Origin of the sequence: Xanthomonas cucurbitae (assembly GCF_002939885.1) — a bacterium.
In the GTDB taxonomy this organism is placed as follows: domain Bacteria; phylum Pseudomonadota; class Gammaproteobacteria; order Xanthomonadales; family Xanthomonadaceae; genus Xanthomonas; species Xanthomonas cucurbitae.
Genome location: NZ_MDED01000003.1, coordinates 117,203 through 142,293, shown reverse-complemented (window position 1 = coordinate 142,293; position 25,091 = coordinate 117,203). Strand labels below are relative to the sequence as shown.

At 65.2% G+C, this 25,091-nt stretch carries 20 protein-coding genes and 1 pseudogene; 6 read left to right on the top strand and 15 right to left on the bottom strand.

The features are described from left to right. Positions 1-13 precede the first annotated feature (13 nt). The 6 genes from trxC to XcuCFBP2542_RS02935 all read right to left on the bottom strand — a co-directional run bounded on the left by trxC (position 14) and on the right by XcuCFBP2542_RS02935 (position 7,045). Entirely contained in the window at positions 14-460 is a 447-nt protein-coding gene (trxC, locus tag XcuCFBP2542_RS02960) for a thioredoxin TrxC (RefSeq protein ID WP_104602132.1), read from the bottom strand. A gap of 166 nt (positions 461-626) precedes the next feature. Beyond that, positions 627-992 carry a DUF1428 domain-containing protein gene (locus XcuCFBP2542_RS02955; RefSeq protein WP_104602131.1) on the bottom strand — a complete coding sequence of 122 codons (366 nt, stop codon included), beginning with the start codon at positions 990-992 and terminating at the stop codon, positions 627-629. 359 nt (positions 993-1,351) lie between these two features. After that, positions 1,352-2,476, bottom strand: coding sequence for a hybrid sensor histidine kinase/response regulator (locus tag XcuCFBP2542_RS02950; protein ID WP_104602130.1), 1,125 nt, complete (start codon positions 2,474-2,476; stop codon positions 1,352-1,354). Next, on the bottom strand, positions 2,473-3,057 hold the full coding sequence (locus XcuCFBP2542_RS02945; RefSeq protein WP_104602129.1) for a chemotaxis protein CheB: 585 nt from the start codon (positions 3,055-3,057) through the stop codon (positions 2,473-2,475). Before XcuCFBP2542_RS02945 ends, XcuCFBP2542_RS02950 begins: the two co-directional genes overlap by 4 nt. After that, positions 3,054-3,902: a CheR family methyltransferase gene (locus tag XcuCFBP2542_RS02940; RefSeq protein WP_208800486.1), complete on the bottom strand. Its 849-nt coding sequence runs from the start codon at positions 3,900-3,902 to the stop codon at positions 3,054-3,056. The genes XcuCFBP2542_RS02945 and XcuCFBP2542_RS02940 overlap by 4 nt, the downstream gene beginning before the upstream one ends. Next, the gene (locus XcuCFBP2542_RS02935; RefSeq protein ID WP_104602128.1) at positions 3,875-7,045 is read right to left on the bottom strand and encodes a response regulator; all 3,171 of its coding nucleotides are present in this window, start codon (positions 7,043-7,045) and stop codon (positions 3,875-3,877) included. The genes XcuCFBP2542_RS02940 and XcuCFBP2542_RS02935 overlap by 28 nt, the downstream gene beginning before the upstream one ends. Before the next feature lie 156 nt (positions 7,046-7,201). Between XcuCFBP2542_RS02935 and XcuCFBP2542_RS02930 the strand changes: the two genes are divergently transcribed. Next, the gene (locus tag XcuCFBP2542_RS02930) at positions 7,202-8,365 is read left to right on the top strand and encodes a PAS domain S-box protein (protein ID WP_104602127.1); all 1,164 of its coding nucleotides are present in this window, start codon (positions 7,202-7,204) and stop codon (positions 8,363-8,365) included. After that, a complete protein-coding gene (locus tag XcuCFBP2542_RS02925) occupies positions 8,358-8,726 on the top strand; it encodes a response regulator (protein WP_104602126.1) in 369 nt (122 codons plus the stop codon). The genes XcuCFBP2542_RS02930 and XcuCFBP2542_RS02925 overlap by 8 nt, the downstream gene beginning before the upstream one ends. A gap of 206 nt (positions 8,727-8,932) precedes the next feature. Here the strand turns inward: XcuCFBP2542_RS02925 and XcuCFBP2542_RS02920 are convergent, their stop codons facing one another. From XcuCFBP2542_RS02920 to XcuCFBP2542_RS02890, 8 genes and pseudogenes are all read right to left on the bottom strand, one after another. After that, positions 8,933-9,562 (bottom strand): response regulator transcription factor, encoded by a 630-nt coding sequence (locus XcuCFBP2542_RS02920; protein ID WP_104602125.1) that lies wholly within the window; start codon positions 9,560-9,562, stop codon positions 8,933-8,935. Beyond that, complete coding sequence (locus XcuCFBP2542_RS02915) at positions 9,559-10,560, bottom strand: sensor histidine kinase (RefSeq protein WP_425477978.1); 1,002 nt, start codon at positions 10,558-10,560, stop codon at positions 9,559-9,561. Before XcuCFBP2542_RS02915 ends, XcuCFBP2542_RS02920 begins: the two co-directional genes overlap by 4 nt. A 92-nt stretch (positions 10,561-10,652) precedes the next feature. Continuing rightward, a pseudogene (locus XcuCFBP2542_RS19935) lies at positions 10,653-10,814 on the bottom strand (IS30 family transposase); the annotation flags it as partial. A 74-nt stretch (positions 10,815-10,888) separates the two neighbouring features. After that, positions 10,889-12,397 (bottom strand): efflux transporter outer membrane subunit, encoded by a 1,509-nt coding sequence (locus XcuCFBP2542_RS02910; protein WP_211292971.1) that lies wholly within the window; start codon positions 12,395-12,397, stop codon positions 10,889-10,891. Beyond that, on the bottom strand, positions 12,397-15,513 hold the full coding sequence (locus tag XcuCFBP2542_RS02905; RefSeq protein WP_104602122.1) for an efflux RND transporter permease subunit: 3,117 nt from the start codon (positions 15,511-15,513) through the stop codon (positions 12,397-12,399). Before XcuCFBP2542_RS02905 ends, XcuCFBP2542_RS02910 begins: the two co-directional genes overlap by 1 nt. Further along, positions 15,506-16,633: an efflux RND transporter periplasmic adaptor subunit gene (locus XcuCFBP2542_RS02900; protein WP_104602121.1), complete on the bottom strand. Its 1,128-nt coding sequence runs from the start codon at positions 16,631-16,633 to the stop codon at positions 15,506-15,508. Before XcuCFBP2542_RS02900 ends, XcuCFBP2542_RS02905 begins: the two co-directional genes overlap by 8 nt. Before the next feature lie 152 nt (positions 16,634-16,785). Beyond that, positions 16,786-17,070, bottom strand: coding sequence for a hypothetical protein (locus XcuCFBP2542_RS19785; protein ID WP_104602219.1), 285 nt, complete (start codon positions 17,068-17,070; stop codon positions 16,786-16,788). A 453-nt stretch (positions 17,071-17,523) separates the two neighbouring features. Beyond that, positions 17,524-19,107 carry an alpha-N-arabinofuranosidase gene (locus tag XcuCFBP2542_RS02890; RefSeq protein ID WP_104602120.1) on the bottom strand — a complete coding sequence of 528 codons (1,584 nt, stop codon included), beginning with the start codon at positions 19,105-19,107 and terminating at the stop codon, positions 17,524-17,526. A gap of 239 nt (positions 19,108-19,346) precedes the next feature. Between XcuCFBP2542_RS02890 and XcuCFBP2542_RS02885 the strand changes: the two genes are divergently transcribed. After that, positions 19,347-20,396 (top strand): aldose epimerase family protein, encoded by a 1,050-nt coding sequence (locus XcuCFBP2542_RS02885; RefSeq protein ID WP_104602119.1) that lies wholly within the window; start codon positions 19,347-19,349, stop codon positions 20,394-20,396. A 48-nt stretch (positions 20,397-20,444) separates the two neighbouring features. Here the strand turns inward: XcuCFBP2542_RS02885 and XcuCFBP2542_RS02880 are convergent, their stop codons facing one another. Beyond that, entirely contained in the window at positions 20,445-21,236 is a 792-nt protein-coding gene (locus tag XcuCFBP2542_RS02880; RefSeq protein WP_104602118.1) for a cytochrome C assembly family protein, read from the bottom strand. A 280-nt stretch (positions 21,237-21,516) separates the two neighbouring features. On the opposite strand from XcuCFBP2542_RS02880, the gene ffh reads away from it, so the two are divergent. The 3 genes from ffh to XcuCFBP2542_RS02865 all read left to right on the top strand — a co-directional run bounded on the left by ffh (position 21,517) and on the right by XcuCFBP2542_RS02865 (position 25,041). Next, positions 21,517-22,893 (top strand): signal recognition particle protein, encoded by a 1,377-nt coding sequence (gene ffh, locus XcuCFBP2542_RS02875; protein ID WP_104602117.1) that lies wholly within the window; start codon positions 21,517-21,519, stop codon positions 22,891-22,893. 289 nt (positions 22,894-23,182) lie between these two features. Next, complete coding sequence (locus XcuCFBP2542_RS02870) at positions 23,183-24,253, top strand: NAD(P)H-dependent flavin oxidoreductase (RefSeq protein WP_104602218.1); 1,071 nt, start codon at positions 23,183-23,185, stop codon at positions 24,251-24,253. Then, complete coding sequence (locus XcuCFBP2542_RS02865; RefSeq protein ID WP_104602116.1) at positions 24,244-25,041, top strand: aminotransferase class IV family protein; 798 nt, start codon at positions 24,244-24,246, stop codon at positions 25,039-25,041. Before XcuCFBP2542_RS02870 ends, XcuCFBP2542_RS02865 begins: the two co-directional genes overlap by 10 nt. The last annotated feature ends 50 nt before the right edge of the window (positions 25,042-25,091 follow it).

The window sequence follows — 25,091 nt, the reverse complement described above, 5'->3', positions numbered from 1 at the left end:
GGTTCTTTTCAGGTCAGCGTTGGCTCAGGACTGAACGCACCCAGCTGACTATCTGCGCGCTGCTCACTGCGCCGGAATGCCGGCCGATCTCGTGCCCGCCGCGCAGCACCAGCAGGGTGGGAATGCTGCGAATGCCAAAGCGCGTGCCCAGCGCCGGATGCAGGTCGGTGTCCACCTTGGCCAGCCGCACCTGCGGCTCCAGCGTCACTGCGGCCGCGGCGAATTGCGGTGCCATGCTCAGGCATGGCCCGCACCACGGCGCCCAGAAATCCACCACCAGTGGCAGCTGGCTGCGCACGGCGTGCTTGTCGAAATCGACGCCTGACAAGGCCACCGGCGCACCGAGAAACAACGGGCGATGGCAGTGGCCGCAGTTGGGCGCATCGTGCAGACGCGCCCGCGCAATGCGGTTCATTGACGCGCAGCTCGGGCAGGCAATCAGCAGCGGGGCGTCGGTCATGCAGGGTCTCCGGTGGTCGGGCAGGGCGCTCGCCTGGTTGCGCCACCGTGGCGGCGAACGCGGCGACAGGCCGCCAGTGTAGCCACCACGACGCGCGACGGCGGCGTCATGCCCCCAGCCGCACCGTACTGCATGGTGCACTGCGGCTGGAGCCCACGCCGCGTGCTCAGGCCGACTGCCCCAGCACCACGGTCGGAACGAAGCCGCCGTAGATCATGCGCTTGCCGTCGAAGGGCATCGGGTTGACCGACGGGTCCATGCGCGGGTCCTCCATCATCTTGCGCATGCCTTCGTCGCGGGTGGCCTTGTCCGGCCATTCGATCCAGGAAAACACCACGGTCTCGTCCTCGGTGGCCTGGATCGCGCGATAGAAGTCGGTCCATTGCCCGTGCTGGACATCATCGCCCCAGCACTCCACCACGCGCAGCGCGCCATATTCCATGATGAGCGCATCGCCCATGCGGGCGTGCGCGATGAAGGCGTCCTTGTTGGCCGTCGGCACGGCAAGCACAAACCCATCAATATACGACATAACCACCTCCGCAGACAGGGTGCATGGCGTGCACCCGAGGATGAGCAAGGGATGTTAGTGCGACCAAGAACGTGGGACGCAGTGCGGGCAGGAGCGTGCATCCAGCGCACTTGCCGCACGAGCATACGGTGCCTGCGGCCGGTCGGCACTGCTTGAGTTGGCTGTCACGCGCTGTATGCCGCTGGCAACGCCGGTCGGGCTTGCTCGCACGGCTGCGGATGGCTGGCGCTGGCTGGGTTTGGCCGATGGCAGCCCCCAAACTTCGCTGCTCGGGCAGGACCTCCATCGGTGGGTGGCTGCCCCTGCAGAATGCGGTCGGTGCCCACTGTGAGGTGCGGGCACCGGAACCCGCGCGGCGGTCAGGCGGCCAGGTTGTGGCGGCGCAGCCGGGCTTCGAACACCACCTCGTCGCCTTCGTTGCGGGCCTGCAAGGTACCGCCGTGCGCCTTGACGAACTGGTCGGCAATGAACAGACCCAGCCCCAGACCCTGGCTGGCGTGAAAGCTCGCCTTGAATGGCTCGAACAGGCGCGGCATCAGGCTGTCCGGGAGATGCCCGGCATTGCGTACCGACAGCCGCAGCGTGTCGGCCTCGCGCCCGTCCAGATGCACCTGCACCGGATGCTGGCCGCCATGCAGCACGGCATTGCCGACCAGGTTGGACACCACCTGTGCCAACCGATCGCCGTCGCCATCGCCTTGCAGGTCGCCCTCGGTGCGCAGGTCGATGGTGGTATGCGGATTGGCCTGCGCCACTTCGCCGACCACGCCATGCGCCACCTCGCCGAAATTGCAGGGGCCGAACTGCATCGGTAAGCCGTCGGTGCGCAGGCGCGAAAAATCCAGTAACTGTTCGACCATGCGCGCCATGCGGCGCGCGCTGCTTTCAAGATGGTCGAGCGTGCGTGCCGCCGAGCTGTCGGCCTCCACGTCCAGACTGAGCTTGTCGGTGCACAACAGGATCACCGACAGCGGCGTGCGCAGGTCGTGGGTGAGTACCGCCATCATGGTTTCGTTGAGCGTGAGCGCGCGTTCCAGCGAGGCGTTGCGTGCCTTGAGCAGGCGTCGCTGCTGATACAACTCGATGAACACGTTGACCTTGCTCAGGATCACTTGCGGCTCGATGGGCTTGTGCAGGAAATCCACTGCCCCGGTCTCGTAGCCCTGGAAAGCGCGCATCGGGTCGCTCGGTGAAGCGGTCAGGAAAATGATCGGCACATGCCGGGTACGCTGTGAGCCGCGCATCAGCTCGGCCAACGAGAAGCCATCCATTTCCGGCATATGCACATCGAGCAGGGCCAGCGCCACGTCGTGTTCGAGCAGCAGCTCCAGCGCCTGCGCACCGGAGGCGGCACACAGTACTTCGATGCCGCCGCGTTGCAGCAGCGCTTCCATCGCCACCAGGTTCTGCGGCACATCGTCCACGATCAGGATCTTGGCGGGTTCCTCGCCCGGTGCAGCAGGGCCGGTCGCGATGAGATTCATGGGTGAAAGGTTTCCAGTTCGCTGCAGATCGCCTGCAGGGTGAGCACCGCATCGGCGCCGGCGTGGGCGAGCGCAGAGGCGGGCATCAAAGGGGAGGCCGCATCGTCGGGCAGCTGGATCCAGGCCGTGCCGCCAGCGGCGCGCACGGCCGCCACGCCGGCGCTGCCATCGCTACTGGCGCCAGTGAGCAGGATCGCCAGCAGGCGCTCGGCAAACACATCGGCGGCCGATTCGAACAGCGGGTCGATCGCCGGGCGCGAAAACAGCACCGGTGCATCCATCGACAGCGCCAGGCTGGTGCCGCTTTCCACCAGCAGGTGGTAATCGGGCGGAGCGATGGTGACGGTGCCTGCCAGCAACGGCTGCTTGTCTTCGGCCTCGCGCACCGGCAGCACGCAGCGCGCATCCATCAGTTCGGCCAAGTGACTGGCGCGGTCGCGCGGCAGGTGCAGTACCACCAGTACCGGCATCGGCAGCGTCGCCGGCAGGCTGGACAACAATGCCTGCAATGCAGACACGCCGCCAGCCGACGCGCCGATCACCATCGCATCGAATCGCAGGTGCCCGGGCCGGGCGCTCATGCGGCCTTCCGATACAGGCGTTGTTCGCGCGCACAGGGCTCGAACGCCCTTGCATGCGCACCGAACTGCAGCGATTCCTTGCTGCCCAGACCCAGGAACCCGCGGTGCACCAGTGCCTCGAAGAACAGGCCCACCGCGCGGTCCTGCAGGCTGCGGTTGAAATAGATCAGTACGTTACGGCACGACACCAGATGCACCTCCGAGAAGACCGTATCGGTCGCCAGGCTGTGATCGGCGAACACGATGTTGCGCCTCAGACGACGGTCGAACACCGCACCGTCGTAGGCGGTGGTGTAGTAATCCGACAGCGAGCCCAGGCCTCCGGCATCCAGGTAGTTGCGGCTGAACTGCGCTATGCGGTCGATGCCGTAGGCACCGGCTTCGGCCATGCCAAGCGCCTCGGGATTGATATCGGTGGCGTAGATCACCGCTTTTTCCAGCATGCCTTCTTCGTGCAGCAGGATTGCCAGTGACCAGACTTCCTCGCCGGTACTGCAGCCGGCCACCCACAGCTTGATCGAAGGATAGGTGCGCAACACCGGCAACGCATGCTCGCGCAGCACCCGGAAGTACGCCGGGTCGCGGAACATCTCCGACACCTGCACAGTGAAGAACTGCATCGCCTGTGCGAAGGTGTCCGGCTCGTGCAGCAGGCGGTGCTGCAGATCGGCCACCCGCGCGCACTCGAAGCGTGCCATTGCATGGCGCATGCGCCGCCGCAGCGAGGACATCGCGTAATCGCGGAAATCGTAGTGGTAGCGCTGGTAAACCGCCTCCAGCAGCACCCGCAGCTCCAGGTCGAACAGTTCCACCGGATTCATTGCCGCGAGCACCAGACCCGGCACAGCGACACCAGCTTGTCCACGTCGATGGGCTTGGCGATGTAGTCGTTGGCACCGGCTTCCAGACAGTGTTCGCGGTCGTCGGCCATGGCTTTGGCAGTGAGCGCGATGATGGGCAGATCCTGCCATTGCCGATTGGCGCGGATCTGGCGCATCGCGGTCAGGCCATCCATCTCCGGCATCATGATGTCCATCAGCACCAGGTCCACGTCGCGTGTTGCCAGGCGTTCCAGTGCTTCGCGCCCATTGCGGGCGATTTCCAGCGTCACGCCCAGCGGTTCGAGCACGCTGGACAACGCGAAGATGTTGCGCACATCGTCTTCGGCCAGCAGCACGGTGGCACCGTCGAGCACCGCATCGCGGCGACGCGCTTCGCGCAGCAGGCGTTGCTGGTCGCTGGGCAGCGAGGCTTCCACGCTGTGCAGGAACAGTGTCACTTCGTCGAGCAGCCGCTCGGGCGAACGCACGCCCTTGATGATGATGCTCTTGGAATAACGGCGCAGGCGCTGCTCTTCGTCGCGCGTCAACGCGCGGCCGGTGTAGACGATCACCGGTGGGAAGGCCACTGCATCGTTGCCGGCCATGCGTTCGAGCAGGTCGTAGCCACTGCCGTCGGGCAAGGCCAGGTCGGTGACCATGCAGTCGAAGGTGGAGCTTGCCAGTTGCTCCATCGCTTGGGCAATCGTACCCACGGCCACGATCTCCAATTGGTCGCGCGCCAGCAGCAGTTGGAGATTGGCACGCAAGGCGCTGTCGTCTTCGACGATCAGTAAGCGTCGCACTGCACGTTCGTTGGTTTCTTCCAGCTGGCGGATCGCACCGGCCAGCAATTCGCGCGTGGCCGGCTTTATCAGGTAGCCCACTGCGCCCAGTTTCAGCGCAATCTGGCTGCGTTCCAGCGCGGACACCACATGCACCGGGATATGGCGGGTGGCCGGGTCGCGCTTGAGGCGTTCGAGCACGCTCAGGCCGGAGGCATCCGGCAGGCCGATGTCCAGCAGGATGCCGCTGGGGCGCAGTTCGGTGGCCAGGCGCAGCGCTTCTTCGGCACTGGGCGCCACCACGCAGTCGAAATCCAGTTCATGCGCCAGATCCACCAGCGCCTGCGCAAAGCGGGTGTCGTCCTCCACTGCCAGGATCAGGCGGCCCGGCCGCAGCCGTTGATCGCGATCGTCCTGAGCAGGCTGCAGCGGCACGGCACTTGCGGCGGGAATCGGTAACGGCGGCATGGAAGAGATGGCGGTGCTGGCAGCGCCAAGCCATGCGGGAGCGATCACGCTTGCGTGTGGGCGTTGTGCGGACTCCGCTGCAACTGCTGGCCCAGCCGTAACAGTGTCGATTTGCGGGGCGGCAACGCTCTCGGCAGGCGCACCGTCGATGGGCAGCTCCAGCGTGAAACAGCTGCCGCGTCCCGGCTCGCTGTCCACACCGATGCCACCGCCCATGCGTTGCGCCAGATCGCGCGAGATCGACAGACCCAAACCAGTGCCACCGTAGCGCCGCCGCGTACTGCCATCGGCCTGCCGGAAGGCTTCGAAGATCACTTCGGTCTGCTCGCGTGCAATGCCGATGCCGGTGTCTTCCACCTTGAACAGCACCCGCCCGGGCGGATGCGCCTGGATCGACAGACGCACCGTGCCGTGCTCGGTGAACTTGACCGCATTGGCGAGCAGGTTCTTGAGGATTTGCTGCAGGCGCTGGTTGTCGACCACCAGGTGGCTGGGGGCGCCGATCTCGGCGCCAATCTCCAGCGTCAGTCCCTTCTGCCGCGCCAGCGGTTCGAAGGTGTCGCGCAGCCGCTGCACGATGCTGCCGGTGTCGATGGTTTCATCGGCCAGCTCCACATGCCCGGCCTCGATCTTGGACAGATCCAGGATGTCGTTGATGAGCGCCAGCAGGTCGTTGTTGGAAGACAGAATCGCCTGCGCGTACTTCACCTGTTCGGCGCTGAGCGTGCCGTCCTTGTTGTCGGCCAGCAGCTTGGCCAGGATCAGCGCGCTGTTGAGCGGGGTGCGCAGTTCGTGCGACATATTGGCCAGGAACTCGGACTTGTAGCGCGATGCGGTCGCCAATGCGTTGCCATTACGCACCAGTTGGCCTTGCGCCACCAGCAAGGCCTGCTTCTGCGCTTCCAGTGCCTGGGTGCGCTCTTCCAGCTGCACGTTGGTCTGTTCCAGCTCGGCCTGCTGCTGCTCCAGATCGCTCTGCGACTGCTGCAGGCTGCGGCTCTGTTCTTCCAGTTCTTCATTGGCAACGCGCAATTCTTCCTGCTGCGTCTGCAGTTCCTCGCTCTGGCGCTGGGTTTCTTCCAGCAGGGCCATCAACTGTGCGCGCAGCAGCGCGGTGCGCAAGGCCAGGCCGATGTTTTCGCCACAGCGTGTCAGCAGATCTTCCTCGCGCATGGCGGCCGGGCGCGCATCACTGACACGGCCCAGCTCCAGCAGGCCGATCACCTGGCCATCGGCGGTGACCGGTGCCAGCAACAGCTCCTGGCAGGCGCTCTGTCCCAGGCCGGTGACGATCTGCAGATGCCCGGCCTCCACGCCGCGCACCCGGCGCACCGCCGCCCGTTGCAGGACTTCACCCCATTGGCCGGCATTGGTTGGCAGCGAGGACGGCATGTCCACCGGCAGCGCGGCACCGCCGGTCAGGCGCAGGCGATCGCCTTCGATGCGATACAGCGCGCCGACCTGCGCATCCAGCACGTCGCACAGCGCGCGCATGGCGGCATCGGCGAGCTCTTGCGGGCTCTGTTCGCCACGCAGGCTGGCTTCCACGGTGTTTTCTGCCTGCTGCAGCCACAAGGCCACTTCGGCCTGGCGGCGGGCGCGAATCGCCTGCATCACCACAAACGCCATCGCCAGGAACGACACGCCGCCGATGCTGCGATTGATTGAAGAGAAACTCGAGTTGGTGCTGGGCGGAGCCAGATGAAAGCCGGTTGCCAGCAGTACGCACGACAGTACGCCGACCACGATGGGGGCCTGCTGGCGGTTCTGGAATACGGTGACGCCGACGGCCACGAAGTAGGTCAGCCAGACTGCATAGCCGAGCGGCGTCACCAATTCTGCGCTCAGGGTTCCGGCCATCAAGGCCCCTGCGATCACCCAGATCCAGCGGTCGCGTGGGGTCGAGATGTTCTGCATGAGGCAAGGACCAAACGGGGAGGGTGGTCATGGTAGCCGATAAGGTTCGTGCACCCATCTGCCGCAATTTCAAGGTGTTTCCTGTCGTGTCGGCTTGCACGCAATCTTCACGTATATGTCACTAAGGTCGCGCGTTTTCCCGGGGGACAGTGCCAGGTGGATGCGGGGACGGCCATCGAGGACGCAGGGCCACTGTCGTGCGACAGCCGGCAGTGCCAGCTGTTGGTGCAGAGCGTTTCCGATTCTGCCATCTACATGCTCGATATTGCGGGGCATGTGCGCAGCTGGAATCCTGGCGGCGAGCGCATCCATGGCTATTGCGCCGACGAAGTACTGGGATTGCACGTTTCGCGCTTCTATCTGCCTGAAGACGTGCAGCGCGACGAGCCCATGCGCAATCTCGAGCTTGCCCAGCAGCAGGGGCGACTGGCCGCAGAGGGCTGGCGTTTGCGCAAGGATGGCAGCCGTTTCTGGGCCAGCGTGGTGATCGAACCGGTGCAGGAGTTCGGCGTGCTGGTCGGCTTTGCCAAGATCACACGCGACGTCACCGAACGCCACCAAGCGCACTGTCTGTTGCAACAAGCGCAGCAGGCACTGTCGCAGTTGCACAAGACCGAGGCGTTGGGCAGGCTGACGCTGGGCATCGCGCACGACTTCAACAACCTGCTCACGGTGATGATGACCAGCCTGGAATTGATTGCGCTGCGTACCGGCGATGATGCGCGCACGCGCATGCTGGTGGAGGCGGCGCAGACGGCGGTGGATCGTGGCACGCTGCTGACGCGGCAGCTGTTGTGCTTTGCACGCGGCCAACACCTGGTACCCGAACGACAGGCGGCCAACGTGGTGGTGACGCGGACGCTGGAACTGTTGCGTCGTGCGTGTCCGGCTGGAACCGGCCTGACGTTGGCGCTGTCCGATGCAGTGCCTGAGATCTGCGTTGATGTCAGCCAACTGGCATCGGCGCTGCTCAACCTGGTGTTCAACAGCTGCGATGCGATGCCTGGCGGCGGCACCATTACATTGGAGACGGCCGTGCAGTGGCGCGTGGCGCCATCGGATCCACATGGCGTGGCGCGTTGCTATGTTGGCATCGCAGTGCGCGACGACGGCCCGGGCATGCCGCAGCATGTGGCACAGTGCGCCAGCGAACCATTCTTCACCACCAAGGACGTGGGCAAAGGCGCCGGCCTGGGTTTGAGCCAGGTGTTCGGCTTTGCATCCCAGTCCGGTGGATTTGCGCAGATTCAGACCGCACCGGGAGGCGGGACCACAGTGACCCTGTTTCTTCCGGCCGTCGAGGAGGCCAAGCATGACTGAATCCCTACGCCTGCTGATGGTGGAAGACCAGGAAGAACTGCGCGAGTTGATCGGCGAAGCGCTGCGCGATGCAGGCATCACCGTCGATACCGCCGACGATGGTCATGCTGCGTTGCGCATGCTGCGCGAGCACGGACCCTACGATGTGGTGTTTAGCGACGTCCGCATGCCCAACGGCATGTCGGGCATCGAATTGAGCGAGCAAGTGGCACAGCTGTTGCCGCAGGCACGCGTGATCCTGGCCTCGGGCTTTGCGAAGGCACAACTGCCGCCTTTGCCGGCGCGGGTCGATTTCCTGCCCAAGCCGTATCGCCTGCGCCAGCTCATCGACCTGTTGAAAGGTGTTGCGGCTAACGCCTGACACTGGATGAAGACTCTCTGTCGCCGGCGCCTGGCGACTGTGTATCGCCCTCTCAAGCGCCACCGGTTTACGATATTCGCTGTGCCCTGCCAACATGGCGCCGTCCTTGTGCGTCCAGGGTAGCGTCCTGACGGTACGGCCGAAAACTACCGCCCCCGATGACCTGTGATCGCGGTAGCGCGTTCGCCCGCGGGTGCCCTCATCCGCTAGATTGCCAACTTCTCGGTCATCCTCACCAGTTCTGCCAACGACCTTGCCTGCATCTTGCGCATGGCGTGCCCTCGTCGAACCTTTACGGTAATCTCGCTAATATTCAACCGTGATGCGATCTGCTTGTTCAAAAGGCCCTGTACGACCAAGCGCGTCACATCCTGCTCGCCGGTCGTCAGCGACGCCCATCTTGCTTGAAGCTCGGATGCAAGCGCTGCGATCCTGCGTCGCTCACGATCCTTGTCGATGCCGTTATGAATCGCGTCGAGCAATGCCTGATCCTTGAAGGGCTTTGTCAGGAACTCGATCGCACCATTTTTCATGGCATCGACCCCCATGGCAATGTCGCCGTGGCCTGTGATGAACACGACCGGAAGCGTCATTCCCAGGGTGGCCATTTTTCGATGGAAGTCCATGCCGCTCTGTTCCGGCATGCGGACATCCAGAACAAGGCACCCCGGCACATCCTCCATCGTGTAGGCCAGAATATCCTTGGTCGAGCTAAAGGTCAGCGCCCTCAGCCCGACCGAGGCCAACAAATCTTCGAGTGCTGCGCGGACTGAGATATCGTCGTCAACGATATAGACAGTCGGAGTGTCCGATGCAATTGTCGACTGCTTCGTCATAGGTGCTTCTCCTGCGAAGTTCCCGGCACGCTGAATCGAAAGACTGCACCGCTGCCCACATTTGGCTCGGCCCATATTTGCCCGTCATTGGATTCGACAATCGCTCTGCTGATACTTAGGCCGATCCCGATGCCTTCTTGCTTTGTGGTCCAGAAGGCTTCGAACAAGTGCTCGTGCACCCCAGTTGGGATGCCCGTGCCGGAATCAAAAACGCTGAATACGATGGCGCCTTCCTTGGTCTCCGACGTGATCCGCATGCTTCGCGTTGGCTCAGGGACTGAGGCCAATGCCTCGATGGCGTTCAATAGCAAGTTGCCGATTACTTGCTGTATCTGAATCCGCTCGGCCAACGCGGGAGGTAGGTCGGGACTTAGCTCGGTCGTCAGGTGAATGCCGGTGCGCACCATTTCGGCCTGAGAAAGAGCGATGATCTCGACAATGGCCTCGTTGAAATCGAACGTGCTCCTGTGTGGGTGCTCCCCACGGGTGAGGCTGCGTACGCGGGCAATGATGCTGCTTGCACGGCCGGCGTCGCCCAGTATCCGGTCAAGTGCCTGACGTGCCTTGTCAAGATTTGGTGGCTCCTGCGCCAGCCAGCGCTGACAGGCATTGCCACTGGTCACGATGGCCGCGAGTGGTTGATTGACTTCATGCGCAATGGAAGTGGTCAGCCCTTCCAGACTCTTGGCGCGCGCGATCCGCATCAAGTGCGCCTGCGCCTCGTGCGCCGCCGTTCGCGCAGCGTCCGCCTTCAGGATCAAGATGGAGATCATCACAATCGCCGCGATGCTGATGCTCATATTAATCAGGCCCGCCTCCAGATTCCCGTGCGGTGTCAGAGCGAAGCTGGTTGTCGTCATCACGATGCACGCAGCAGCCAGTGCAATCAACCCTCGACGACGTAGGGTGCGTGCCGAGACAAAGATGACCACCGTGTAGAACACGGCCACCGCGACCTCGTATCGCGTGGTGGTGTCTGCCACGAAGATGGCCGCCATGACGACGGCGATCAACGCAATTTTCAGAATGCGATGGTCTCGTGGTGAGGGCGGCTGCGTGTGATCGGCGTGCATGGAATACCCTGGCGGATTCAACTCTGAGTCGCAGCGCTGTTAGGGATTTCCTCGCAGAAGACTTCGAGGGGTGTTGTGAATCTGCATCTCTTGCGCGGACGCTTGTCAGGCCGCTATTGGATCCAGCCCAGCGGGGCGTCGGTCATGGTGCTGAAATCGGTCTGTCTAGGCAAGCGCTGGCATGCTCCACTGGTGGTCGAAGCCTTGGTTGATGCCTTGCCTCTGATCGCCGGCAAGCCGGGGCATCCGCGAGTCAGTCGCCGGTAGGCCGTGCGAGGTGATCTGCGTTGATTTGTCTGTCGGTGGCTTCCGGCTCCTGCCACCATCCCCCAAGCGCCACGTACAGCGCTACGGTGTTGGTGTAGCGACTGGCCTGGGCCTGGACGAATGTCAGTGCGGTTTGCTGACAGGTTTGTTGGGCAAGGATCACTTCCGCCTGTGTCGTTGCTCCCAGCGCATGTTGACGACGGGCCATTGCCAGGCTCTTTTTCGCCGCGGCGTCGGAGGCGCTGGCAGCACGCAAGGTGTCTGCGTCGCTGACGATGGCCTGCAAAGCGTCTGCGCTGTTCTGGAACGCGGTCAAGACCGTGCTGCGGTACTGCGCCGCCGCTTGGTCATAGGTCGCCTCAGCCGCGCGTTGCTGGTGCATCAGCGTTCCGCCCTGGAAGATCGGTTGCAGCAGATCCTCGCCAACCGACCAGAGCCCGCTACCGCTGCGAAAGAGCTGCGAGACATTGAGTGCCGAGCTTCCCAACGTGGCCGTCAGCGTGAGGTTGGGCAACCGCGCGGCCGTGGCGACACCGATCTGCGCGCTGGCCGCGTGCAACTGCGCTTCGGCCGCACGGATGTCTGGCCGTTGCTCGACCAAGCGGGACGGTAAGCTGACTGGCAGTTCTGACGGAAGGGAGAGTGAGGCTAGCTCGAAATGCTGGGTGGCCTGCTCGCTGGGCAGCCGTCCGGCCAGTACGGCGAGCTGGTTGTGCTGCCCGGCCAGTCGCTTCTCCAGCGGCGGCAAAGCGGCTTGTGCTTGCGCTAGTGCCGCCTCCTGTGCGGCGACGTCGGCGCCACCGATCTGGCCGGCCTGGTGTTCACGATGCGAGATATCCAGCAGTCGCGTTGCCAGACCGATGAGGTCGTGCGTCGCGGCGATCTGCGCGCGCAACGAAGCTTCCTCGATCGCCGCGTTCACGACGTTGGAAACCAGCGTCGTGTAGATGGCCTCGCGCTGGAAGCGCTGCACGTCCACCTCGGCGGAGAGCGCTTCGGCTTGCCGCCGGTTGCCGCCGAACACGTCCGGCACGTAGCCGATGCTGAGCTGCGCGGTGTGCAGTGTGTAGAGCGTGACGTTCGCGTCCACCAGCGGTCCCGCCAGCGGCCCCGGTGTCTGCTGCCTCGTCGCATTGACGCCGGCATCGACGCTGGGCCAGAAGGCGCCCCGCTGCGCGGCCGCCGTCTCGCGCGCGGCGCGCAGTGCGGCTTCGGCCGCCTTCAGGTCGGGATTGGCCTGCAGCGCGGCAGCGACCAGCGCATCGAGTTCTGGGGAGCCAAAGGCTTTCCACCACTGTGTCTGCACCTCCTGGCCATGCGCGAAGCGTTGCGCCTCGCTGGCGAGGCCGGATACCGAGGCGGTTTGCTCGGGTAGCGTCCCGGCGACGTAGGAATGCGTGACCGGGGTCGCCGGACGCTGGAAGTCCGGCCCGACGGCGCAGCCTGCCGTCGTCGCCAGCAGCAACGCCAGCGTGGTGCAACGAACCGTGCGGATCATCGTTGCGCTCCTTGTTCGGATGCGATCAGGGCGGCGGTCCTGGCGTTGCGCCGCGCGATGCGGTCTTCGATCAGGTGGTAGAGCGCGGGCAACAGCACCAGGGTCAGGGCGGTGGCGGTCAGCAGGCCGCCCACGACGACGGTGGCGAGCGGTCGCTGCACGTCGCTGCCCAGTCCCGTGGCAAGCATGGCCGGCGTGAGGCCAAGCGCGGCGACCGTCGCGGTCATCAATACCGGGCGCATGCGGCTGCGTGCGCCTTCGAGTACGGCGTCGCGCAGGCACTTGCCTTCCTCGTGGCGCAGCCGGTTGATCTGCGCGATCATCAGCACGCCGTTGAGCACGGCCACGCCGAACAGCGCGATGAATCCAACTGCGCTGGACACGTTGAGCGTCATGCCACGCAGATGCAGCGCGGCCAATCCGCCGAGCATCGCCAGTGGTACCGCAACCAGCACGAGCAAGGGCTGATGCAGGTTGCGGAACTCGCCGAACAGCAGCAGGAACATGATGCCCAGCGTCATCGGCAGGATCAGCGCCAGTCGTGCCTCGGCCCGCTCCAGGTTCTCGAATTGGCCGCCCCACTTGATCTGGATGCGCTTGTGGTCGAACTGGACGTTGCGCGCGACGGCGGCATGCGCGTCGCTCAGGAAGCTTGCCAGGTCCCGGTCGCGCACGTTGAGGCGCACGATGATGTTTCGCTGCGCCATTTCTCGCACGATCACGCTTTCACCGGAAACCGTGCTGATGCGTGCCACGTCCGACAGCGGAACCCGCTCGCCGGTGGGCGCCTTCAGCGTGAGGTTGCCGATCACATCCGGACTGAATCGGTACTTCTCTGGAAAGCGTACGGTCATGTCGTAGCTCTTTTCGCCGACGTAGAGGTGGCCGATCGGTGTGCCGCCGATGCCGGTGGCGATCAGGTCCGCGACATCGGCTGCGTTGATGCCGTGCCGTGCCGCCGCGGCGCGGTCGAGTTCGATCTTCAGGTTGGGCAGCGGGGGCTCCACGTCCACCGCAACATCGGCCGAACCGGGCACGCGCTTGAGAACGCCGGCCAGCCGGTTGGCGATGCCGCGGACTTCAGTCAGGTCGTCGCCGAAGACCTTCACCGTGAGGTCGCTATGGGCGCCCGAGAGCTTGTCCTGCACGCCGTCGATCATTGGCTGCATGAAGCCGATCGTGTAACCGGGCATCTGCGCGTAGCGCTCGGCCAGTTTGGCGATCAACTGCTGTTTGGTCAGGCCGGATTTCCATTCCTTGTACGGATGCAGTCCGATGCTCACCTCGATGTGCGAGGGCGTCCAATAATCCGTGCCATCGTCGTTGCGGCCGGTCTGGGTCACCATGTAGGACACTTCCGGGAACCTCAGCGTGACTCGCCGCAGCGCGTTCGCCATCGCCGACGCCTTGTCCAGCGTGATGCCCGGCGGCATCTGCACTTGCAGCCACAGCGAGCCTTCGTCCAGATACGGCAGGAAGTCGCGCCCGATAGTGGAGAACAGCACGATCAGTCCGAACACGGCGGTCACGCAGGTGACCAGGAGCCATCGCGTCTTGCCCAAGGTGCGCTCCAGGAAGCCGGCATAGCGCAGCGATAGCGCGTCGATCACCGGGTTGTGGAACACCTTGCGCGGCTTGCGAAATGCCAGCCAGGCCAGCGCCGGGATCAGCGTGAGCGCCACGATCAATGCGCCAGCGAGTGCCGCGCCGACCGCATACGCCATCGGCGAAAATAGCTTGTACTCGATGCGCTGGAAGGCGAACAGCGGCAGGTACGCGCAGACGATCACGGCCATGCCGAAAAAGATCGGCCTGGCCACCTGCAAGGTTGCCTGGATCGCGTCCTGCGCCTGCAGGGGGCGGTCCTCGTTCTCCTCGCGCTTGCGCAGAATGTTCTCGACCAGCACGACGGCGCCGTCCACCAGGATGCCGAAGTCGATGGCGCCGAGCGACAGCAGATTTGCAGGAATCTTGAAGTGGTGCATGAACACGAACGCGATCAGCAGCGACAACGGAATCGTCAATGCGACGATCGCTGCTGCACGCGGGCTGCCGAGGAACAACAGCAGGACGAGGCTGACCAGGACCATGCCTTCGGCGAGCGTAAAGCTCACGGTATGCAGGGTGGCGTCGATCAGCGAGGTGCGGTCGAGATAGGGAACGACCTTGACATCCTTCGGTAGCAGGTTTTCGTTGAGGTCGTGCACGGCCTCATGGATGCCGGCGAGCGCCTGCGAGGTGTTGTAGTCCTTCAGTAGCAGGGTGATGCCTTCGATTGTGTCGGGGTTGTCGTCCTTGCCGAGAACACCGCGGCGTTCGACGTTGCCATAGGTGAGCGTACCCAGATCCTTGACCAGCACGGGCAGGCCGTTCTTGGTCTTGACGACGACGTTGCCCATGTCCTCGAGCGAGCGCAGCAACCCGACGCCGCGCACCACGTAACTCTGCTCGCCCCGATCGACGACGCTGCCGCCGCCGTTGGCGTTGTTGGCGTTGATCGCGTCCTTGACGTTCTGCAGCGACAGGTCGTACTGGCGGAGCCGCTCGGGTTCGAGTTCGAGCATGAACTGCGTCGTCACACCGCCAAAATTGCTCACGTCCACCACCCCCGGCGCCTTCCGGATGCGGGGAATGACGGTCCAGAACTGCAGTTCGGACAGTTCGCGCAGGCTTCGTGATGTGGACTCCAGCGTATAGCGGAAGATCTCGCCGGTCGGCGAGGTGTAAGGATCCAGGCCAGGCATGGCGCCGTAAGGCAGCGATACCTCGTTCAACCGTTCCTGCAACCGCTGGCGGGCGAAATAGCCATCGGTGCCGTCCTCGAAGACAACGGTGATGAGCGACAACGCAAACAAGCTACGCGAGCGCAGCACGTGCATGCCCGGCGTACCGAGCAAAACACGTTCCAGCGGGATGGTGATCTGCTGCTCGACCTCCTCGGCGCCGAGACCGGGTACCTGGGTGACGATCTGCGAGGTCACGTCGGCGATGTCTGGGTAGGCTTCGACCGGAAGCTGTTTCCAGCTCCATGCACCGTACAACGCAACAAAGACAAAGATCAGCCAGGCGATGCCGCGGCGCTGGAAGCAGGTGCTGACAATGGCATCAATCATTGAGCAGCACTCCGCCCTTGGTCACGATACGCTCACCGGCCTTCAACCCGGACAGCACCTCGACGCGATTGCCGACGGTCACACCCACAGTGACCACACGGGATTCGAATCGGAACGGAGCCTGCTCGACGAAGACCCGCGTATAGAGGCCGCTTTGCAATAGCGCGCTCGCGGGCGCGAGCAGTGCCGGGTGGCTGGCGCCGGTGAAGCCGACGCGGGCGAACATGCCAGGCTTGAACAGCCCCGTGCGGTTGTCGATGGCGACGCGGGCAGACGCCGTGCGCGTGTCGGGGTCGAGTAAATCGCCGATGTACTGCACCTTGCCGTTGAATGCCTGATTGGCATAAGCGTTGGGCACGATGCGCGCGGCCTGGCCGACGACTATCTGCGACAGGTCCTTCTCCGGCACGCTGGCCGACAGCCAAACAGTGGACAGGTCTGCGACGGTCATGATGGAGGCAGTGCTTTCGTTCCAATAACCGCCCAGCGCGCCGTTCATTTCGACGATCCGTCCCGGGATGGGAGCGCGAATGACGTATTCGCGTCGGGAGTTGCCAGCAGCGGAGGCGCCGAGTTGCGCCAGCCGATCGGTGATCGCACGCGCGTCGCTTTCGGCTGCGAACAATGCCAATTGTGCGGCCTCGAAATCCTTCTTGGCCGAGATGTCCTCGTCCTGCAGCGCCTTTTGGCGCTCGAACTCCTGGCGAGCCTGGGTCAGCGTTGCCTGCGCCTTACTATGGTCGCTGTAGGCGGAACCCAGGTCGGGTGAGTCGATGGTGACCAGTGCATCGCCAGCCCTGACTGCATCGCCGAGTTGGTGGTGCAGCCGCACGATGCGGCCGGTCAGCGGCGGTGTGATCTTCACCAGCTTTTCGGGTGCCGCCTGGATCACTCCGGGCGCGTCGATCGTCTGTGCGAACGCCTGCTGCTCGACCGGGCTGACGACCAGGCTCTTGCGCAGCGGTGACGCCGCCGGCACTGTCACCAGTGCACCCTGGCGCTGAAGGTCGCCAGCCTCTGCCACGTTACCATTGGAGGCATCGGCGTCAGGATGCTTGTCGCTGCACGCCGTCAGTAATGCGGCGCAAAGGAAGGTCGCGATCAGGGTGGTAGTTTTCATTGGAACATCCAGGGCGTGGGTCGATGTGGAATGGACGTGGCTTGACCGCCTCGCTCCCAACTGAGGACGGGGGATGCCGTGGCTTGGCACCAGGAGAGGGCGGACGTGGATGCCCTGATGAAACCGTTGGCGTCTTCGCTCTCCGTGCCCCTCTACCAAAGCAGGAACAGCGGCGAGGCGGCTGCGGCCGATCGCGTGGGTAAGGGCTCCTGTGCAGGAAGACCCTCTGCCTCACACAAACGGTTGCGCGAGGCGCAAGGCAGGTGGCACAGATCGGCACCGCGATCCGATGCGAACAGTGTGGACAGCGCCCCTGCGATTGCCCGATTGCCGTCCGATGTCAGCAGGACGCGAAGTGCGGCGGCACCATGGGATGCGGCAGCGGCGTGCAGTGCGCCTTGCGGAGCATCAGTGCGATGGTTGTAGAGAAATGGCATGAGATCCTCCATGGGCACGCAGCCGGGAGGTCTCTCACGCGCTCAGGCGTGCGAGAGCCTTGGGGCTAGCGCCCGATACGTCGTTGCGTTCATGGGCTGATCGGGCTGGCTGTTGGGCGCGCACGCGCGCCTGCTCGGGTCGGGATCCATAAACGTCTTCCTATCCAGTTCTGTTCAATCACCATGTCACCACTCGCCCTGCACGATGGGCGGCTGCCAAGCGCGTGTTGTCGCGTTGATTCAAGCCGACGACAGCGTGAATTTTCCCATTGCGGCTATGTGCTTGCCAGCAGGCATGAGGACCTGTGCGATATACCAAGGTATATCTTCGGCTTGGCCGCGCCAGGCGCCGCATCCCCCGCGGCGATGGAGTCGCGGGAAACGATGAGGCCCAGGTTCAATGCCGATGAAGGCGACAACGCGTCTGACGTTGTGGGATTGGCAGGCAGTGACTCACTCAAGCCTGAGCATCACCACCGAGCGTGCGGGTAGCGCCACGGTCAGCGCCTTGCCTTGCAGGCGTGCCCCCTTGAACGCGGTTGGCTCCACCGCGCGCGGCTGCGCAAAGGTGTTGTGCGCAGTCATCGCGGGGGCGGTGAGGATCTGTCCTTCGACACGGCGTGCGGCCAATCCCTGCACATTCACGCTGACGGTAGCCGCTGTGCCCGCATCCAGGTTGGTCAGCGCCACATATACATGCCCATCCTTGGCCTTAACGGCCGACCCGTGCACTGCCGGCACGTGTACGCTGCCGTGGCGGTACTCGGGCGTGCGCAGTTCGAGCGGTAGCTGCGTGGCGTCCTGGTAGGGCTTGTACAGCGCGAAGACGTGGTAGGTCGGCGTCAGCACCATCTTGTCGCCGTCGGTGAGGATCATCGCCTGCAGCACGTTGACCATCTGCGCGATGTTGGCCATGCGCACGCGCTCGGCATGCGCGCTGAAGATGTCGATATTCAGCGCGGCCACCAATGCATCGCGCAGGCTGTTCTGCTGATGCAGGAAGCCTGGGTTCGCGCCAGGCAGGCCGGCGTACCAGGTACCCCATTCGTCCACTACCAGTGCAACCTTCTTCCCCGGATCGTACTTGTCCATGATGGCGCTGTGCTTGGTAATCAGCTCGTCCATCACCAGGGTGCGCGAGAGCGTGTCGATCCATGCGGCCTCGTCGAAATCGGTGGACGAGGCGCGTGGCGGCCAGCCGCCGGGCACGGTGTAGTAATGCAGGCTCAGGCCATCCATCAAGTTGCCGGCCTCGCGCATCATCACCTCGGTCCAGTGATAATCGTCGTTGTTCGGGCCGGGCGCGATCTTGAGGATCGTCTGGTTGGCCGGCACCTTGACGAAGGTCTGGTAGCGCCGGTACACGTCGGCCGCATATTCCACCCGCATGTTGCCGCCGCAGCCCCACAGCTCGTTGCCCACACCGAAGTAAGGCACCTGCCAGGGCGCATCGCGGCCATTGGCGCGGCGCTCGCTGGCCAGGCTGGAGCGGGTGGGGGCGGTCATGTACTCGCTCCACTGCGCGATCTCCTCCGGTGCCGCATTGCCCACGTTGCCGGCGATGTACGCCTGGGTGCCGACCAGTTCGGTGAAGTCCATGAACTCGTGGGTGCCGAACCGGTTGGATTCCTCCACGCCGCCCCAGTGGGTGTTGATGCGGATCGGGCGCCTGGCCGGTGCGCCTACGCCGTCGCGCCAATGGTATTCGTCGGCAAAACAGCCGCCCGGCCAGCGGATGTTGGGCACGGCGATGGCCTTCAAGGCCGCAAGCACGTCGTTGCGATACCCGCGGGTATTGGGAATCGGGGACTCCTCACCCACCCACACCCCGCCATAGACGCCGGTGCCCAGGTGTTCGGCAAACTGCCCGAACACCTGGCGCGACACCTGCGCGCCCGGCTGGTCCACACGCAGCGTGCCAGTCACCTTGACCTCGGCCGCAGAGGCCGCCAATGCGGTGATCGCCACGCTGGCCGCAACCACGGAGGGCAGCAGCCTGTTGCGGGAGGTTTGTAACGCCAGGGAAATCCACTGCATCGGCTGGGCGCTCCTGTGCTGGTCGGTGGGCGAGGGCGTGCGCCTTCGTCGCGGCAGGCGCGACAGTAGGGTAGTGCGTGTGGGGCCGTCTGTCGCTGTGGCACCGGCCGTCACTGCCGCATGCAGAGGCCGATGCATGCCCGGGCATCGTTCGGCCGGCCAGGATGTGCGCGGGTGCATGGCCGGCGCCGCCGCCGGGCGGCTATGCTCGCGTACTTCAATCAGCGGCGGAGCGATCCATGCAGCGAGTGTTCGGGCAGTTGCCAGACGGGACCGAGGTCCACGCGTTGACCCTGCGCAGCGATGCCGGGTTGGAAGCGGAGGTGCTGACCTATGGCGGCATCCTGCACACGCTGCGTTTTACGACCGCACAGGGCGTGGTGCCGCTGGTGTTGAACCTGCCGGATCTGCCCGCCTATGCCGGCGATGGCGATAGCCTGAATATCCTGGTCGGCCGCTTCGGCAACCGCATCGCCGGTGCGCGCTACACGCTCGATGGCGTCACCCATGCGCTGGCCGCCAACGAGGGACGCAACCACCTGCACGGCGGCCTGCGCGGTTTCGGGCGGCGGGTCTGGAGCGTGCTCGAGCACACCGCCGACCAGCTGCTGCTGGGCTACGACTCGCCCGACGGTGAAGAAGGCTATCCCGGCAACCTGCAGGTGCGTGCACGGCTGGCGCTGCATGGCCACACCCTGCAGCTGGACTTGGAGGCGCGCTGCGATGCCGCCACGCCGTTGAACCTGACCCATCACCCCTATTTCAACCTGTCCGGCGACCCGCAGCTGCGTGCCGCATCGCAGGTGTTGCGGGTGCCGGCGGACCGCTATCTGCCGGTGGATGCCGAATTGATTCCGACCGGGGAGGTTGCCGCAGTGGCCGGTACACCGTTCGACTTCCGCACGCCTGCCGCGCTGGCCGAACGGATCGACCCGGCGCATCCGCAGATCGTGCTGGGCCAGGGTTATGACCAATGTCTGATACTGGCGGAAGGCGCCCACTGCGTCGCCGAGCTGTACTCGCCGCAAAGCGGAGTGGCGATGCGCATCAGCAGCGATGCGCCGGCGGTGCAGCTTTACGAAGGGCAGCATCTGGACGCGCATCACCCCGGGTTGGGCCGCGGCATCTGCCTGGAGCCGCAGGATTACCCTGACGCGCCCAATCAGCCGCACTTCCCGTCGACCATCCTGCGCCCGGGCGAGGTCTACCATCGTCGCATCGCCTATCGCTTCGCCAACCCGGGCCCGGAGCGGCCGTGGGAGGTGGTCAGCGCTGCGTTGGATGGCTAGTGGCTGCGTCTACCCTCGGTGACGGCCGGTCACCCGACGTCATCGCAATCAGCGCGGGCCCAGCACCAGCTCGATCACGAACTTGCTGCCGAAGAACGACAGCACCAGCAGCGCCATTGCGGTCAGCGTCCAGTGCACCGCCTTGGTGCCGCGCCAGCCGTTACGCCAGCGGCCGATCAGCAGTGCGCCGAAGACGACCCACGACAGGATGCTGAGCACGGTCTTGTGCAGCAGGCGCTGCGCGAGGAAGTCCTGCACGAACAGCAGGCCGGTCAGCAGGGTCAGGCTCAGCAGCACGAAGCCGACCGTGATCGTGCGGAACAGCAGCGTCTCCAGCTCGGTCAGCGGTGGCAGCGCACGCAGCCAGGTGTGGAAGTCGCGCCGCCGCAGCGCACGCTCCTGCAGCCACAACATGATCGCCAGCAGCGCGGCGATGCCCAACGTGGCATAGGCCAGCAAGGCCATCCAGGCGTGCAGCTCCAGCCGCCAGCCCAGGTCCGCGCTGGGCTCGTGGCCGTAGGCGTGATAACAGGCCAGCAGGATCGCCGACAGCGGGAACACCACCACGCCCACCGCCGCAGTCCTGCCGCGCCCGCCGAACACCGCGGTCAGCCCGGCCATGCCCAGCCCGGTCAGCGACAGTGCCGCGAAGAAGTGCATGTCCGGTCCGCCGGCGGTGCGCAAGGCCACCAACGCGTGGTAGCCGGCATGCAGCGCCACTGCCGCCAGCGCCGGCGCCAGCCAGCGCGCGGGCGCCTGGTTGCCATCACGCAGCACCGCACGGGTGAGCAGGGCCGCAGCCAGCAGGTACAGGGCGAACGCGATGAGAACGATTGTCATCGTGGAAGTTTCGCATACTGGGGGCTGGGAATCGGGAATCGGGAATCGGGAATCGGGAATCGGGAATCGGGAATCGGGAATCGGGAATCGGGAATCGGGAATCGGGAATCGGGAATCGGGAATCGGGAAAAGCTGGCGGCCGCGGGGCGCGGGGGGCTGGCAGAGGGGGGGGCTCCTCCGGCGGGTCGGTGTCGCTTGGCGCGCAGCCGGTCGCTTGGGGCGGGGTGTTGGCCGGTGCCGCTATAATCGCTGCCCGTTTCCCCTTCGCGGTCCCTTGCGCATGTTCGAGTCCCTTACCCAACGTCTCTCCGGCACCATGGAGCGCCTGCGCGGCCGCGGCCGCCTGACCGAGGAGAACATCCGCGAAGCGACCCGCGAAGTGCGTATCGCGCTGCTCGAAGCCGACGTCGCGCTGCCGGTGGTGCAGGCGCTGATCGAGCGCATCAAGGTGCGCGCAGTTGGCCAGGAAGTGCTCAAGTCGCTGACACCCGGCCAGGCGCTCATCAAGGTGGTGCGCGACGAGCTGACGGCGGTGATGGGCGCGGCCGCTGCCGACCTCAATCTCAATGTGCCGGCACCGGCCATCGTGCTGATGGCCGGCCTGCAGGGCGCGGGCAAGACCACCACGGTGGGCAAGCTCGCCAAGCACCTGAAGGAAAAGCGCAAGAAAAAGGTCATGGTGGTCTCGGCCGACGTCTACCGCCCGGCCGCGATCGAGCAGCTCAAGACCCTGGCCGACCAGGTCGGTGTGCTGTTCTTCGCCTCCGACGCCTCGCAAAAGCCGGTGGACATCGTGCGCGCGGCCATCAGCGATGCGCGCAAGTCCTTCGTCGACGTGCTGCTGGTCGATACCGCCGGCCGACTGGCGATCGATGCGGCGATGATGGAGGAGATTAAGGCGCTGCACGCTGCGGTCAACCCCACCGAAACCCTGTTCGTGGTCGATGCCATGACCGGCCAGGACGCGGCCAATACCGCCAAGGCCTTCGGTGAGGCGCTGCCGCTCACCGGCGTGGTGCTGACCAAGACTGACGGCGATGCTCGCGGCGGTGCCGCGTTGAGCGTGCGCTACATCACAGGCAAGCCGATCAAGTTCGTCGGTACCGGCGAGAAGACCGACGGCCTGGACGTGTTCCACCCGGACCGCGTCGCCAGCCGTATCCTGGACATGGGCGACGTGCTGTCGCTGGTGGAGCAGGTCGAACACAGCGTCGATCAGGAAAAGGCCGCCAAGCTCGCCGCCAAGGTCGCCAAGGGCAAGAAGTTCGACCTCAACGACATGAAAGAGCAGCTCGAGCAGATGCAGAACATGGGCGGCATCCATGGGCTGATGGACAAGCTGCCGGGTATGGGCCAGATCCCGGACAACGTCAAGCAGCAGGTCACCGGCAAGGAAGTGCCGCGCATGATCGCCATCATCAATTCGATGACCAAGAAGGAGCGCCGCAACCCGGCGTTGCTCAACGGCTCGCGCCGCGCCCGCATCGCACGCGGTTCCGGCATGCAGCCGGCCGACGTCAACAAGCTGATGAAGCAGTACCAGCAGATGGAGAAGATGATGGGCAAGCTGGCCGGCGGCGGCATGAAGGGCCTGATGCGAAACATGAAGGGCATGATGGGCGCCATGGGTGGCCGCGGCGGCATGCCGTTCCGCTGAGATCGCCTCACCCCTGCGCGCGGTGCGCAATGTCGCAGGCGTGCTTGGCCTGCATGCATCCCCCTGCCGACGCGCTTGATTGCGACACCCGGACCGGCTGCCGTCGCAGTCGAGAGTTGCGTGAGATGTACGCCGTTCTCGGAAATGTAGGGGCGGCCATCGCTGTCGCTCCCGACGCGCCGACCTCTGCGCTACGGCGCGTCTGGCAACATCCGTTGGCCACCCGCGTCTGCATCGCCATCGAATATCGCAGGTACCATGCGCCATCCCATGGCTGTCGATGGTGTTGATGAGCAGATCTTCGAACGCGGATGCCTTTCAGCAGCGCTTCGGGCTACGCCTGCCGATCCTGCTCAGTCCCATGGCCGGCGCCTGCCCGGTGCCGCTGTCGGCGGCGGTTGCCGCTGCCGGTGGCATGGGCGCGATGGGCGCGGTGTTGTCGCAGCCACAGGACATCTCGACGTGGATGGCGGCCTTCCGTGCGGCAAGCAAGGGCCCTGCACAGATCAATCTCTGGATTCCTGATCCGGTGCCCGCGCGCGATGCGGACGCGGAAGCGCGGGTGCGCGCGTTTCTCGCGCAATGGGGGCCGCCAGTCCCCGAGTCGGCTGGCGACGCTGTGCCAGCCGACGTCGATGCGCAGTTCGAGGCCTTGCTCGCTGCGCGCCCAGCGGTGGCGTCTTCGATCATGGGGGTGTTTCGTCCCGATCAGGTGGCGCGGTTGAAGGCGGCCGGCATCGCCTGGTTCGCCTGCGCCACGACCCTGCAGGAGGCGCGTGTGGCACAGGGCGCTGGCGCCGATGCGGTGGTTGCGCAGGGCGCGGAGGCCGGCGGCCATCGCGGTGCGTTCGATGCCGGTCAGGCCGAGCGGCAGATGACCGGCTTGTTTGCGCTGGTGCCGCGCCTGGTCGATCAGCTGGACATCCCGGTGATCGCCGCAGGCGGGATCGCCGACGCACGCGGGATTGCGGCGGCGCTGCTGCTGGGGGCCAGCGCCGTGCAGATCGGCACCGGCCTGCTGCGCACGCCCGAGGCGGCACTGCCCGGCGCCTGGGCCGACGCGCTGGCCGCGTCCGAACCTGAGCAGACCCAGCCCACCCGCGCATTTTCCGGACGACTCGGCCGCGCGCTGGCAACGCCTTACGTGCAGGCCGCCATCGCTGCGGATGCACCGCCGCCGGCACCGTACCCGGTGCAGCGCGCGCTGACTGCACCGATGCGTCAGGCCGCCACCCGCGACAATCGCCTGGACGCAATGCAGGCCTGGGCCGGGCAGTCGGCCTGGATGGCGCCCGCGCAACCGGCTGGCGAACTGGTCACGCAGTGGTGGGAGCAGGCGCAGGCACTGTTATGTCGCTGATCTTCTGCAACGGCGTGCCGGCCAGCGCGCAGCAACTTGGCGCCGCAGCGCTGGTCAACTACGGCCACTTCACCACGCTGCAGGTGCGCAACGGTGCCACGCTGGGGCTGGATCTGCATTTGCAGCGCCTGCAGGAGGGCAGTCGCGCGCTGTTCGGCCAGGCGCTGGAACCGCGGCAGCTGCGGTCGCAACTGCGTGCCGCGCTGGCAGCATCGGCCATGGCCGATGCCAGCCTGCGCGTTACCGTGTTCGCGCCCGACTACGATTTCCGCAACCCCTTGCGCGAGGTTGCACTGGAGGTGCTGGTCGCCCTGTCGCCGCCGGCCGACATGCCCGAGACCGGGCTGCGCGTGCAAGTGACCGATTACGTGCGCGAACGGCCGGAACTCAAGCATGTCGGCACGTTTCCGTTGCTGCACCTGCGCCGCCTGGCCATGCAGGCGGACCACGACGATGTGGTGCTGCAGGATCGGCAGGGCAGGCTGCTGGAGGGGGCGTTCTGGAATCTGGGGCTGTGGGAGCGCGGCGGGGTGGTGTGGCCGCAGGGTCCGGCGCTGCTAGGCACGCGACAACAATTGCTGCAGTCCGGCCTGAAAACCTTGGGCATCGCCCAGGTGAGCCGGCCGGTGGAGCTGGCCGAGCTGGGCCGCTTCGATGGCGCATTCGCCTGCAATGCACGCGGCCAGCAGGCCATCGTGGCGCTGGGGTCGGCACGCTGGGTGCCGCATGCCGCGCAGTTGCCGCTGCTGGAGCGGGCCCTGCAAACCCATGCCTGGCAAGCGATCTGAGCGATCTGGCCCAGTTGGGTGGGGTGGCTTGGCTTCGCTGGCGCGGCCGG

What these genes read in the sequence shown, in the direction of transcription:
- trxC (WP_104602132.1), bottom strand. Translation starts at nt 460, where the DNA reads ATGACCGACGCCCCGCTGCTGATTGCCTGCCCGAGCTGCGCGTCAATG.
- XcuCFBP2542_RS02955 (WP_104602131.1), bottom strand. Translation starts at nt 992, where the DNA reads ATGTCGTATATTGATGGGTTTGTGCTTGCCGTGCCGACGGCCAACAAG.
- XcuCFBP2542_RS02950 (WP_104602130.1), bottom strand. Translation starts at nt 2,476, where the DNA reads ATGAATCTCATCGCGACCGGCCCTGCTGCACCGGGCGAGGAACCCGCC.
- XcuCFBP2542_RS02945 (WP_104602129.1), bottom strand. Translation starts at nt 3,057, where the DNA reads ATGAGCGCCCGGCCCGGGCACCTGCGATTCGATGCGATGGTGATCGGC.
- XcuCFBP2542_RS02935 (WP_104602128.1), bottom strand. Translation starts at nt 7,045, where the DNA reads ATGCAGAACATCTCGACCCCACGCGACCGCTGGATCTGGGTGATCGCA.
- XcuCFBP2542_RS02925 (WP_104602126.1), top strand. Translation starts at nt 8,358, where the DNA reads ATGACTGAATCCCTACGCCTGCTGATGGTGGAAGACCAGGAAGAACTG.
- XcuCFBP2542_RS02920 (WP_104602125.1), bottom strand. Translation starts at nt 9,562, where the DNA reads ATGACGAAGCAGTCGACAATTGCATCGGACACTCCGACTGTCTATATC.
- XcuCFBP2542_RS02915 (WP_425477978.1), bottom strand. Translation starts at nt 10,560, where the DNA reads ATGGCGGCCATCTTCGTGGCAGACACCACCACGCGATACGAGGTCGCG.
- XcuCFBP2542_RS02905 (WP_104602122.1), bottom strand. Translation starts at nt 15,513, where the DNA reads ATGATTGATGCCATTGTCAGCACCTGCTTCCAGCGCCGCGGCATCGCC.
- XcuCFBP2542_RS02900 (WP_104602121.1), bottom strand. Translation starts at nt 16,633, where the DNA reads ATGAAAACTACCACCCTGATCGCGACCTTCCTTTGCGCCGCATTACTG.
- XcuCFBP2542_RS19785 (WP_104602219.1), bottom strand. Translation starts at nt 17,070, where the DNA reads ATGCCATTTCTCTACAACCATCGCACTGATGCTCCGCAAGGCGCACTG.
- XcuCFBP2542_RS02890 (WP_104602120.1), bottom strand. Translation starts at nt 19,107, where the DNA reads ATGCAGTGGATTTCCCTGGCGTTACAAACCTCCCGCAACAGGCTGCTG.
- XcuCFBP2542_RS02885 (WP_104602119.1), top strand. Translation starts at nt 19,347, where the DNA reads ATGCAGCGAGTGTTCGGGCAGTTGCCAGACGGGACCGAGGTCCACGCG.
- XcuCFBP2542_RS02880 (WP_104602118.1), bottom strand. Translation starts at nt 21,236, where the DNA reads ATGACAATCGTTCTCATCGCGTTCGCCCTGTACCTGCTGGCTGCGGCC.
- ffh (WP_104602117.1), top strand. Translation starts at nt 21,517, where the DNA reads ATGTTCGAGTCCCTTACCCAACGTCTCTCCGGCACCATGGAGCGCCTG.
- XcuCFBP2542_RS02870 (WP_104602218.1), top strand. Translation starts at nt 23,183, where the DNA reads ATGAGCAGATCTTCGAACGCGGATGCCTTTCAGCAGCGCTTCGGGCTA.
- XcuCFBP2542_RS02865 (WP_104602116.1), top strand. Translation starts at nt 24,244, where the DNA reads ATGTCGCTGATCTTCTGCAACGGCGTGCCGGCCAGCGCGCAGCAACTT.